At 47.2% G+C, this 12,197-nt stretch carries 11 protein-coding genes; 4 read left to right on the top strand and 7 right to left on the bottom strand.

The features are described from left to right. Positions 1–76: 76 nt before the first annotated feature. The 5 genes from R2Q26_RS10735 to R2Q26_RS10715 form a co-directional block, all read right to left on the bottom strand. On the bottom strand, positions 77–955 hold the full coding sequence (locus tag R2Q26_RS10735) for a cytochrome-c peroxidase (RefSeq protein WP_317536267.1): 879 nt from the start codon (positions 953–955) through the stop codon (positions 77–79). A gap of 574 nt (positions 956–1,529) precedes the next feature. Further along, positions 1,530–2,156, bottom strand: coding sequence for a Kazal-type serine protease inhibitor family protein (locus R2Q26_RS10730; RefSeq protein WP_317536266.1), 627 nt, complete (start codon positions 2,154–2,156; stop codon positions 1,530–1,532). 454 nt (positions 2,157–2,610) lie between these two features. Next, the gene (gene zwf, locus R2Q26_RS10725) at positions 2,611–3,987 is read right to left on the bottom strand and encodes a glucose-6-phosphate dehydrogenase (RefSeq protein ID WP_317536265.1); all 1,377 of its coding nucleotides are present in this window, start codon (positions 3,985–3,987) and stop codon (positions 2,611–2,613) included. A 10-nt stretch (positions 3,988–3,997) separates the two neighbouring features. Then, the gene (gnd, locus tag R2Q26_RS10720; protein ID WP_317536264.1) at positions 3,998–5,017 is read right to left on the bottom strand and encodes a phosphogluconate dehydrogenase (NAD(+)-dependent, decarboxylating); all 1,020 of its coding nucleotides are present in this window, start codon (positions 5,015–5,017) and stop codon (positions 3,998–4,000) included. A gap of 411 nt (positions 5,018–5,428) precedes the next feature. Beyond that, positions 5,429–6,031 carry a DUF4202 domain-containing protein gene (locus tag R2Q26_RS10715; RefSeq protein ID WP_317536263.1) on the bottom strand — a complete coding sequence of 201 codons (603 nt, stop codon included), beginning with the start codon at positions 6,029–6,031 and terminating at the stop codon, positions 5,429–5,431. Positions 6,032–6,316: 285 nt separating this feature from the next. On the opposite strand from R2Q26_RS10715, the gene msrB reads away from it, so the two are divergent. Beyond that, positions 6,317–6,835 carry a peptide-methionine (R)-S-oxide reductase MsrB gene (msrB, locus tag R2Q26_RS10710; protein ID WP_317536262.1) on the top strand — a complete coding sequence of 173 codons (519 nt, stop codon included), beginning with the start codon at positions 6,317–6,319 and terminating at the stop codon, positions 6,833–6,835. Here msrB and R2Q26_RS10705 read toward each other — a convergent pair. After that, positions 6,825–6,950 (bottom strand): hypothetical protein, encoded by a 126-nt coding sequence (locus tag R2Q26_RS10705; RefSeq protein ID WP_317536261.1) that lies wholly within the window; start codon positions 6,948–6,950, stop codon positions 6,825–6,827. The two genes, msrB and R2Q26_RS10705, sit on opposite strands and share 11 nt — an antisense overlap. Before the next feature lie 18 nt (positions 6,951–6,968). On the opposite strand from R2Q26_RS10705, the gene R2Q26_RS10700 reads away from it, so the two are divergent. The 3 genes from R2Q26_RS10700 (at position 6,969) to R2Q26_RS10690 (ending at position 10,708) form a co-directional block, all read left to right on the top strand. Further along, positions 6,969–7,262: a hypothetical protein gene (locus tag R2Q26_RS10700; protein WP_317536260.1), complete on the top strand. Its 294-nt coding sequence runs from the start codon at positions 6,969–6,971 to the stop codon at positions 7,260–7,262. A 412-nt stretch (positions 7,263–7,674) separates the two neighbouring features. Continuing rightward, entirely contained in the window at positions 7,675–8,796 is a 1,122-nt protein-coding gene (locus tag R2Q26_RS10695) for a Fic family protein (RefSeq protein ID WP_317536259.1), read from the top strand. Positions 8,797–9,379: 583 nt separating this feature from the next. Continuing rightward, a complete protein-coding gene (locus R2Q26_RS10690; protein ID WP_317536258.1) occupies positions 9,380–10,708 on the top strand; it encodes a hemolysin family protein in 1,329 nt (442 codons plus the stop codon). 262 nt (positions 10,709–10,970) lie between these two features. On the opposite strand, the gene R2Q26_RS10685 is transcribed toward R2Q26_RS10690, so the two are convergent. Next, positions 10,971–12,179 carry a glycosyltransferase gene (locus R2Q26_RS10685; protein ID WP_317536257.1) on the bottom strand — a complete coding sequence of 403 codons (1,209 nt, stop codon included), beginning with the start codon at positions 12,177–12,179 and terminating at the stop codon, positions 10,971–10,973. Positions 12,180–12,197: the final 18 nt, after the last annotated feature.

Raw genomic sequence — 12,197 nt, 5'->3', positions numbered from 1 at the left:
TTCCACTTGCTTTTCTTGCCATGATTTTTTCCTCGTAATTCATGGCTATATTGTTTCATTTCTTCATTTTTCAATGCTAATTGGAATAAGGCGCTGTTTTCGCAGTATTGCGTAAGGTTGGTACTCTAAATTTACCATTATCCGTGTCTTCTTTAACTATTTTGCCTAAACCAATATCAACAAAATCTGCCCCTTTAGCTTCTAGAATCTTCTGATTAGAGGGGATACCTAAATTATCGTAGGTGAAATCTGTAAATAAAGGCAGCTTTCCATCAATAGGTCTAGTTGGATGGCAAGCCGCGCAATTTCCTTTGTCTTTAGCCTCAAAAAGCTGTAATCCACGTTCCTCTTGTTCTGATAATTTCACCGCACCAGCCAAGTAATAGTCATACTTAGAAGTGAAAGGGCTAAGAATGGCACTACGTTCGAAACTTGCTAACGCAGAAGCAACATAATCATAGGCTTTGTCAACATCATCTAGTACGTTCTGCCCAAAAACTAGCTTAAATTCGGCAGCATACGAAGCATTTCTAATTTTTTGAATTACGCTGGCTTTGTCTGGATTATTCATCTCATCCGGATTAAGAAAAGGTTTTTTTGCTTGTTCTTCTAAAGTAGTTTCGCGCCCATCTAAAAACTGCCCCCCAATAAACAAACTCTCTTCAGGATCAAAATGAAAAGCGGGGATAAACGCTGTGTACATTACAATCGGTGCATTAATAGTGCCTGTCTTCCCTTCTACTGCCCCTCTTGAAACAGGCAAATCTAAATCAGGATCTGAAAAAGCTGTTTTAGGATCGTGACAGCTAGAACATGCCTGTCCTGGTGGATTCGATAAATTGGTATCGAAGAATATTTTCTGCCCTAGCGATTGCATAATCGGCAAATTTCTAATTTGTTCAATACTTAGTTTAGATTGATCTGCAAACACGTGCGTCATAAATAGTACAGTCATGCAGCTCAATATAGATGTTGTAACAAGAAATCGAAAATACATTGCAATCATTCCGCATTAGTAGTAGTCATTACAAGTCCAATACGAATGGTAATGGTTATCAATTATACTTATGACATATGAAAAGATTATGTCATAAAACTGTGTTGAGCCATGTCACAAACCCCACCCTATGTTCAAGAGTGAACTTAGCAAGTAATAATTTTTTAGCCAGTAAAAATCATTGGATTACAAACGGATGAATCAAGTGCTTGATTATTAGCTTTAGTTAATAAATTAATAATTTTTATTCATATCTGAGAAATTACTGATTTATTAACACCTGCGATCATGATTGCCTGCAGAATTTGGACGAAAAAACCAGCGTATGGCAAGTTTGTGAGGACAAGATAAAGCAGTTTATTAAGGAAGATTGTGCTCCCTATAAAATTCAATCCATAAAGAAAGCAAAACGCCCAACGTTAGTTAGACCGAGGGCGTTTTGAAGGGTGGTGCTTTTATTTTAAAGAATAAATAACTTGTAACTAAAAGCTCTTGTTGGCGGGCACTTCATTCCCGCAATTCCGCCGCAGGCTTATGGCTCAGATGGTTTGCATTCACCCACATAATCAATGGAGACACCTTCTGATGCTGCGTGGCAAGCATTACCATAGGTTATTCCATCGCAACCACAGACTGGTTCATACTGTTCTGTACAAATTGTAGGTTTGTCCTTGCAGGTACCCTCTCCGTCGGCAATCTTGCAATGACCGATACCGAAATCACAGTATTGTTGAGTGCTTGCACATTGTTTCCCTTGGATTCCGCCACAACTTTGTGGTTGGCTTACATCAATAGGCTCACAAGCTTTAGTTAATTCTACGTTATAGAAAGTACCAGATGGAGGATGAATAGAGCTTAGCTTATGTATAAAATTATTGAATTTTTCTGTCGTTGCACTAAAACTCGCCTCTGCACATAAAGACAAGCCACCTTCTATAAAAATAGGCCCTCCTGCTCTAGGACTATATACATACAGAGTATCGACAGCTCCATCCGTAAACGCATGCCCGATAACCTTGCGAACTTTGTGTTCAGAGGCAGAATCAACAGCGCCTCCAGTACCCCCAATGCTAACATTAACGGCACGATGTTCCGCAAAGGCGGATACTGTATTGAGCAAGAGCGTTCCAACTATAAAAACATATGCTAGTCCCTTCAATTTTCTACTACTTATTAAAACACAGGAACTCATTAACCAAGTTATGAGCGTATTCATAGTTATTACCTCGTAGATTGAAAAAGAATCTATTTAATTGTAAATTCAATTGTAAATTTCTAAACGATGAAATATTGATGCATAACTCTATAATTCAAAATCTGGACAACTATTCCGATTAGCAATTATTGCTACATGGCGGAACGACTTGGGGGCAAATTTGCTACTGCAACAGAACCCTATATTATTCAGATACTGCCTTCTGGATTATTGCAGTCAGTGAATTTGAAAATTTGATGGGCCCAGCGAGTGCATATTGATGAGCCCGGATGGATATTTTGTTCCAAATTTTGCGAATGATGGTAAACCCGCGCAATCGCATCTCAAGATGCGTTGGGCGAAACAATGACTTTCTCGATCAGCAATTTGACAATTCGTGTCTGCTCGGCCGGAAATCTCAGCCGGTGACTACCAGGTTCTGCCATCCTCCGGGTGGCACGACGCGCTGATCGACCTCTGCCGGTCCCCAGGTCCCCGGCTCGTATTCGTACACCGGCGTGGTCGCCTTCAGGACGGGGTCAACGATGCGCCACGCCTCTTCCACATAGTCCTCGCGCGCAAATAACGTGGCATCGCCCTGCATGGCGTCGTCGAGCAGTCGTTCGTAGGCATCTACTTGCTCGACGCTGGGGTAACGACTCGCCAGCAACTCGATTTGCTGACCGACCATCTTCTCTTTCGGGTCGTTCACCGTCACGCCGAAGGCGCCGGTGATGTCGGGACTGACACGGAAACGGAAGTAGTTTCCCTCTGGATTACAGGTCGGAAAGACTGTCGGCGGTCGGCGCAAGCGCACCAGGACCTCCGTGCACGTCACGGGCAACGACTTGCCCGCGCGGATGTAGAACGGCACTCCTTGCCAGCGCCACGAATTGACCTCAAGACGCAACGCTGCGAACGTCTCGACCTGCGAGTCCTGCGCCACGCCGGCCTCCGTCCGGTACCCACGGAACTGCCCGCGAACCAGGTTCGTCGCTTCAATCGGCGGAATGGCCTTCAACACCTTCACCTTCTCGTCGCGCATCGACTCGCTGTCAGTGCGCACCGGCGGTTCCATCGCCAGATTAGTCAACACCTGGAAGAGGTGATTTTGCACCACATCGCGGATAGTGCCGACCTGGTCGTAGAATGCGCCTCGGCCCTGGACCCCGAAGCTCTCTGCCAAGGTGATCTGCACGCTCTCGACGTGGGTCCGGTTCCAGAACGCCTCTAACAGCGCGTTCGTGAATCGGAAGAACACCATGTTGTGCACTGGCCGCTTGCCCAGGTAGTGGTCGATGCGGAAGATCGTTTCTTCGGTAAATGTCTTTCGCAGAATGTGGTTGAGCTCCTGTGCGGACGGCAGGTCTCTCCCAAACGGTTTCTCCACGATGACGCGCGCCCCATTGGTGCAGCCGGCCCTGGCGAGTTGTTCGACTACTGTTCCGAAGAGCGCAGGCGGTATGGCGAGGTAGTGCACCGGTCGTAGTGCCTCCCCCAGTTCTTTGCGGATGGCCTGGTAGGTGGCCGCATCGTTGTAGTCGCCGTCTACGTAGCGCAACAACCCCGACAGCGTGTCGAAAGCTGCAGCATCGAGACCGACGTGCTTCTCGATACTCTCCCGAGCACGCGCACGCAGCTGCTCAAGCGTCCACCCGGACTTAGCCACGCCAATCACCGGCACGTTCAAGTTGCCGCGCTTCACCATAGCTTGCAATGATGGGAAAATCTTCTTGTAGGCCAAGTCGCCCGTTGCACCGAAGAAGACCAGCGCGTCGGAATGGAGGCCGTTCATGACTAGTGCCTCACTTCCCTGGTTTCTCTAGGTGACCGCCGAATTGGAGGCGCATCGCCGAGAGTAATCTGTCCTGATAATCCGCCTCGCCACGCGAACTGAAGCGTTGATAGAGTGCAGTAGAGAGCACCGGCACCGGCACAGCTTCGTCAATCGCCGCCTTGATCGTCCAGCGCCCTTCGCCGGAATCGGACACCCGCCCGGCGAACTGCTTCAGATCGGCATCTTCGACCAGCGCTGCTGCTGTCAGGTCGAGCAACCACGAAGCAATAACGCTGCCGCGCCGCCACACTTCGGCAATATCACGCAGATTAAAGTCATATTGATAATACTCGGGGTCGCGCAGTGGCGTCGTCTCGGCATCAACCACGTGCTCGTGTTTGCCGATGTTGGCGTGGCGCAGTATTCCCAGCCCTTCGGCATACGCAGCCATTAGGCCGTACTCGATACCGTTGTGCACCATCTTGACGAAGTGCCCGCCCCCGTTCGGTCCGCAGTGCAGGTATCCCTGTTCCGCCGTACCACCGATCTTCTCGCGACCGGGCGTGCGCGGGATGTCGTTTCCTCGGCCGGGCGCCAAGCAGGCAAAGATCGGATCAAGGTGCTTGACCACCTTGGACTCGCCGCCGATCATCATGCAGTACCCGCGCTCCAGGCCCCAAACCCCACCACTCGTACCCACATCCACGTAGTGGATGCGTTTGGCGGCGAGTTCTTTTGCGCGGCGGATATCATCGACGTAGTGTGAATTGCCGCCGTCGATCAGGATATCGTCCGGATCCAGCGACGGCAGCAGGTCTGCGATCGTCTTATCTACCACTGCCGCAGGGACCATCAGCCACACCGCCCGCGGTTTCGCGAGCTTCTTCACAAGATCGGCCATTGACGTGGCGCCAATGGCTTTCTCCTTCACCAGTTCCTTCACCGCTTCCGGCGATACGTCGAATACCACGCACTCGTGACCGCCATTGATCAGGCGCCGCACCATATTGGCACCCATTCGTCCAAGACCGATCATACCTAGTTGCATTATCGTCTCTCCTCTTAAGCGTTACTGCTTGTTTCAAAGCGGACGAGCCTTCTCGAAGATGCCAACAAATTCTTCATGCCGGCGCGCAGCTTACAGGAAAAAATAAACACTATTTTCCATTAGAAATGAAAGTATTAGAAATTTGGCAGCAACAAGCGTTGTTAGTTCCGGTTCCTTTGTTGCCGTTCAATCGCAGGGTACGCAAGGAAGGGGAAAGGCAAAGCCAACCAGGAAGAGCGTGATCGAGGGTGACTTTGGTCCACGTTTCCCACAAGAAAGGCGATTGTTCGGGAAATAGCAATATAACCTAAATCACAGCATCTGCTATGGAAGAAGATTCACCTTATCAGATCAGATAATCAAATAATCAATTTAAGAACCTGCAAATTTGCTACTGCAACAGAACCCTTTTTATTCAGATACTGCCTTCTGGATTATCGCAGCCAGTGAATCTGAAAATTTGATGTGTCCAGCGAGTGCATATTGATGAGCCCGAACAGACATCTTGTTCCAAATTTTGCGAATAATAGTAAGCCACTTCTGTTCGTCGTATTCAGGGTGTCTACCAGCGAAGTCAAGCAGGTAGTGTTCGAAGAAAACCAGCCCGGCAACATCTTCCAGTAGCTGGGTATCTGGATTGGTCTTAAGCAATTTCTTCCCAACGGCCTGTGTTACACGAGCGATAAATTCATTTTCATATCCAGCCTTTGCAAGCAAATCGGCAATGGTGTCGGCATGAAGTTTGTATAGCCCAGCACGCCATTGATGATAACCTTTACGATTCATCGGATAATCGCTGCGTGGCGATTTCCAGCGTTGGATATGTTGAGCACTCACCGCCAGTTTCATGGCATCATCGGCATCGGGTGCATAGCGTTCGAGCATGTCTGACATGCGATGCGAGTAAAGCAGTTCTTTCGGCCAATCTTTTCCTTCGCTGATTTCCCTGTTCGGGTCTTCACTATTTGCCACATCTATCAGCTTTTTTGCTCTGTCGAAGCATTGCTTTGTCATATAGATAACTTGCCGATCTGGTATTTGTTAAGCGATGAAAGATGAATACATATTTCCAGCAGGTTGCTAAAAAGCGATAATGTATTAGCAATTGAAGCTAAAGCGAATTTGAATAAATTATAATTGAAACAATTGATTATTCCGTACCTCAACTATCAAAATTTGTGTTTGTAGGTCACTATTATGATTTTCAGTAGTAATAAACAAACGTAACAAATAAACTCATGCTGATAAGAGCCACAAAAGTCAGTTCACCAATACCCTTGTTGATTTGGATAAGATTTCATGAAACGACGCACTTTATTACAAACGCTCGCCCTGGCAGCCGTGTTTCCGCTGATTCCCGCATGCTTTCGTGCACAAGTGGTTGGAGAAGCAATCAACCCTATTACGCCCCTCAATAAAACACATGAGGAATGGCGCGAATTACTCTCATCCAGGGCTTATCAAATACTGTTTGAAGAAGAGACCGAACGCCCAGAATCCAGTAATCTGGTTTATGAGGACCGTGAAGGCACTTTTATTTGCGCCGCCTGTTATCTACCATTGTTTGAAAGCGCAAATAAATACGAAAGCTGGACAGGCTGGCCAAGCTTTACCCAGCCTATTGCCGGGCACGTAGCGACTAAAATCGACTTCAAGATGATCTGGCCACGCACGGAATATCACTGCGTGCGCTGTGGAGGGCATCAAGGCCATGTATTCAGTGATGGCCCGCCTCCACGTGGAGAACGCTGGTGTAATAACGGTATTGCTCTAAAGTTTGTGCCAAAAGATGAGCAACTGCCAGCGCTTAGAGGCTGATCAGAATGGTTACCGCAAACTCATCTGCTTCCTTCTCAATACCAGCTTCTTCTGCATCCCACTCCACCCTATCCGCGTCACTGCACTCAAATTCGTCATGTATTTTACGGTGCAATATGTAATATCCTAACTCATGCGTCTGTGCCACATCAAAAGTACCAAAACCAAATCAGGAACCCGTAAAGTTACGCTTCAACCCCAAGCGAGAGAAACCCTACTTAGCCAGCAAACCTACACTGGCAAACTAAACGACGTCGTATTCCATGACTCACACACCAATTCATCCTGGAAAAACGATCAAGCCTTTAGAAAAGTAATCTGGACACCTGCGCTCAAACGCGCAAACATCCCTACCGCAACCCCTACCAAACCCGCCATACTTTTGCATCAACACTCCTTTCAAGAGGAAAAAACCCTCTCTGGATAGCCCAGCAAATGGGTCATAAGGATTGGGGGCAAATTCGTAAAGTATATGGTAGATGGATAAAGCCGACGGAATATGACGGAATATATCTGAAGCTCACGTTATCCTAATGAATTGTTTCTTAGAATTGCCAAAAAATGATAGCACCACTGAGTGAGATTCACTCAACGGTTACTGGATGAGTTGTTCCTCAAAATTGTCTCAAATTGAGAGACAAACTAACTTGTTCTGAATTCTTTAAGCACTACCATGGTTGTTCATCAAAATCGCCTAAAATTGAGAGACAAACTAACTTGTTCTGAATTCTTTAAGCACTACCCAATTTGTTGATCACAATTTTATATTTATTGATGTCTATTCGTTTTGTCGATAATATTATAATAATTATTCATCTCTAAACCACGGATATCAAACCATGGAGCTTAATTTAGATACCGCTGTTAACTACCATTACGACAAATTTCCGCCAAGTAATCTGGATTTAAGAAAGCTCTTACCCTCATTACTAAAAGCTACAGATGCAGTGGCTCGCTATGATCAAATGCTAAAAAACATGCACAATAGCGAAATACTATTAGCACCTTTACGGAACCAAGAGGCTGTCATTTCTTCAAGAATAGAAGGTACAGTTAGTACCATGGATGAAATTCTTAAATATGAGGCAGACCATGATGATGGTACGGGAAATGTGGCAAACGTAAGATCAGAAATCATAGAAACTGTGCTCTATCAGAGAGCGTTACGTGCTGCCCAACAAGCTATGTTGAGTGGTTACCCATTTTCACAATCACTTATTAAGACCATTCATCAACGATTACTTTCTATAGGTCGCGGGGCTTCAAAATCGCCAGGTGAATTTAAAAAGGAGCAAAACTATTTAGCAGATAAGCTGAAAAGGAATATTTTGTTTATTCCCATTAGCCCAGAAAGACTTCAAGAAGGTCTCGATAAGCTGTTTCAGTATATTGAGCAAAGTAATGATCCAATATTAATTAAAACCGCGCTGACTCATATCGAGTTTGAAGCGCTGCATCCATTTAAGGATGGTAATGGACGCATCGGGCGTATACTGATTACATTAATGCTTTGGTCCTCAGGAACAATATCTGCTCCTCATTTCTATATAAGTGGCTATTTGGAAGACAATAAAGACATGTATATAGACACAATGCGGAATGTATCCAAAAACGGAGACTGGGAAAGCTGGTGTGTTTTTTTTCTTGAGGCTGTTGAGAATCAGGCAATTAGAAACCTTGATATTGCTGAAAATATTCGATCATTGTACGAAAAAATGAAGGTAACCTTTGCCGATGTTTTATCTTCAAAATGGAGTGTAAATGCGCTAGACTTTGTTTTTACAAACCCAGTATTTAGGAATAATAAATTTACTACAAATAGCGGTATACCCGCTGCAAGCGCTGCAAGATTTACTAGAGAACTCTTGGAGAATGGTTTAATTATTACACTAGAAGAAGCTTCGGGAAGAAGGCCAGCATTATATTCATTTGAACCATTAATGGAACTTGTTAGAGTTTAGCAATCTAACTAAAAGAAATTAAGGATATTTTATTGTGTGATGAAATTGCTTTCCAAGTTTGTAAGAATATCAAAATTGCCACAAAAATAGCGCAGGAATACAATATATAATTGATTTATCAGAAATAACGGAAGGTTCAATTCCCGCCGCCTCCACCATTAACAAACACTAACCACTTATCTTTTCGGTTTCTTTATACCTACTCCCGAATATCTGCGCTGGTTCTTAAGGATTCTTGCGGACTTCAATGTTTCAAGAAATCCCACAAATTCGCTCACTTTTTCCCTCTTTGTCCCATTTTTCTTTCTAGCGTCGCTACCAAGAAACGCATGAAGTCCGCAAAGGTTGTAAAATAATATTATTACAGACCAATAGTTTACAAGCTTACTAATCAGCTAGTTTTTTCTTAGCATCGGTAGACGAAGGAAACAAGCTTACATTTGGAAAATGGAGAAAGCTTGAAATGGTTTAAGCTTGAATTAATTTTATTAACGCTTGATCAAGCTAATAAATTAATAATTTTTATCATTACGTTAGAAATTATTGATTTATTAACACCTGAGCGCAACTAGGCGCTCTAAGTATGGAAATTGCGCTACTTTTTGGTCTTATTATTCTTAACGGCATTTTTGCCATGTCGGAAATTGCGCTTGTCATGGCTCGCAAGGCTCGCCTGCAAAAGCTCATCAATGCAGGCGATGGCGCTGCCAAGGCCGCTTTGGAACTAGGCAACGACCCTAACAAATTTCTCTCTACCGTGCAAATCGGTATCACCTCGATTGGCGTCATGAATGGCATTATCGGTGAAGCAGCATTAGCCGGACCTTTGAATGCCTGGCTCACTACGCTAGGCATACCCTCGCCCCATGCCGGCTATCTGGCCACCGGACTCGTGGTCGTGACCATCACCTACTTTTCTATCGTGCTGGGCGAACTCGTTCCTAAGCGTTTAGGGCAAATTAACCCCGAACCGCTTGCGCGGTTGGTGGCTCGTCCCATGATGTTACTTGCTACCCTAGCGAAGCCCTTTGTATTTCTACTCTCGGCTTCAACGCAACTCTTATTGCGTCTATTCGGTATTAAAGATACTGGTCGACAAGCGCTGACGGCGGAAGAACTGCATCTGATGCTGGAGGAAGGCTCGGAAACTGGCATTATCGAGCGGCAAGAGCACCAAATGGTAAAAAACGTATTCCGCCTGGATGATCGCCAGATCGCATCGTTCATGGTGCCGCGCAGTGAAGTCATCTATTTCGATGTCGATGAAAGCCTGGAAGAAAATTTGCAACGCTTTGAGATGAGTCCGCATTCCCGCTTTCCGGTAGTGCGCGGTAACTGGAGCGATATCTTGGGGATAGCCAACGCGCGCCAAATGCTGGCGCAGACCTTACGTGGCGAGCAACCTAATTTGACCGAAGGCTTGCAGCCTGCCGTCTTCGTTCCCGAATCACTCACCGGTATGGAGTTGCTGGAGGAATTCAAGAATTCTGGCGTGCAGATGACTATTGTCGTGGACGAATACGGTGAAGTACAGGGTATCGTGACATTGCAAGATGTATTGGAAGCGATTACCGGTGAATTCAAGCCACACAAAATTGAAGAATCGTGGGCAATAGCCCGCGATGATGGCTCGTGGCTACTCGATGGCCTGATTCCGATTCCTGAGCTTAAAGATCGGCTCAAGATGAATGCAGTGCCGGAAGAAGAGCGTGGTCGCTACCATACATTAAGTGGCATGATCATGCTGCTTTTGGGAAAAATACCACAAACTGGGGATCGGTGTGAGTGGGAAAACTGGACCTTTGAGATCGTCGATCTCGATGGTTTGCGCATCGATAAAGTCCTGGCGATGCCTAAAGCTGCTCTTGATGAAAAAAGTGTTGCGGACAAGGCGGAGCACCTTGAATTGTAATCCAATTTTTACAACTCACGTACCCTCGCACTATAGAAAAACGATCAAGCCATTCGCAAGGTAATCTGGACAAGCGCACTCGAACGCGCCAATATCCTTTACCGCGCAATCTACCAAACTTGCCACACTTTCGCTTCCACGCTCCTTTCAAGAGGCGAAACCCTTAAGCTTCTGCCCGCAACAGAATGACAAATCACAGCGAGCATGGCGCGTAAAAAATAACTCACGTTAAAAATAGAGTGCTTTGGCTAAATTTTGTTATTCAATCATGCCTACCCACACCCTCCAGCAGCCTGCGATAGCCCGCGACGGTAGCGTCGACTGAAAATTCGGCAGCACGTGCTCGCAGGCGTGCCGTGTCTGGCGGAGCAGCCAAGGTCGCAAGTATCGCATCCGCCATCGCTTCAGGATTCCCGATCGGCACCAGCGCGCCGTATGCACCATCCTGCAGGATCTCACGCGGGCCGTTCGGGCAATCGGTACTGATCACGGGGCAACCACTTGCCAACGCTTCGAGCAGCACGAGCGCAAACCCTTCCCATGCCGACGACAAGACGAATAGCGAGGCGTGACTCATCCAGGCGAAAGGATTGTCGACGAAGCCAGGCATGAGGACGTCGCCCTGCATGCCAAGCTGATGGCATAGTGTTTCAAGCATTTTGCGCTCGCTGCCCTCGCCCACAATGACCAGCCGCAGATCGCGTTCCTTGCGCGCAATGGCAAAGGCACGGATAAGTGTGGGGAAATCCTTCTGGCGGTGCAAGCGCCCCACACCGAGAATGAACGGACGCGAGCGGTCAGTAAGCCAGGGATGCTCGACTGGCATCTGACCGGCGCGAGCGACCGCTTCGGCATCGACAGGGTTATAGACCAGTGTGATCAGTTCCTCAGGAAGGTGCGCTGTCTGCGCCAAGTCCCGCGCGACCCCGCGAGATACAGCGGCGATTGCGTCGGCTCCCGGGTAGAAGCGTCGAATGAGTCCAGGGTAGGCCCGCCGGAAGAGACCGTGGCCGTGATGTGCCACAATTGACAGCGTATTGTGCTCGCTGACCACCAGTCGAGCAGGAATACCAGCGGCAGCGCGCGCGATGATTGCCGCAAGATTGGACTGGGTTCCTGCCGCTAGAATAGCATCGGGTTTCGCGGTACGCAGATGCTCGATAAGCGCGGGCAGGCGCCAGAATATGTCTGGCTTCAGGGGGGTCAGAAGTGGCAACAGCTGAAGTGCGTCACGAGGACGAGCCTTGAGCAATGCAAGACTGCTGGTGAGTGCATTGCTGCGGAGCAGACATCGAATACTCACGCCTGGCGGTAGTTTGAATGCTGCTCCAACGCCATGGCCCGTTACGACCTCCACCTGGATGCCGCTCTTCGCAAAGGCCTCGGCCAGCAACAAAACGATGCGCTGCATTCCACCACCCTCCAGTGTGCGCACGATCAGTGCGAGCGAACGAATCGGTAGGGTCGCCATGATCGTCAACCTCCAGGG

The sequence above is a fragment of the Nitrosomonas sp. Is37 genome (genome assembly GCF_033063275.1).
Taxonomy (GTDB): domain Bacteria; phylum Pseudomonadota; class Gammaproteobacteria; order Burkholderiales; family Nitrosomonadaceae; genus Nitrosomonas.
The sequence above is the reverse complement of the archived record's forward strand: the minus strand, read 5'-3'. Positions and strand labels throughout refer to the sequence as shown.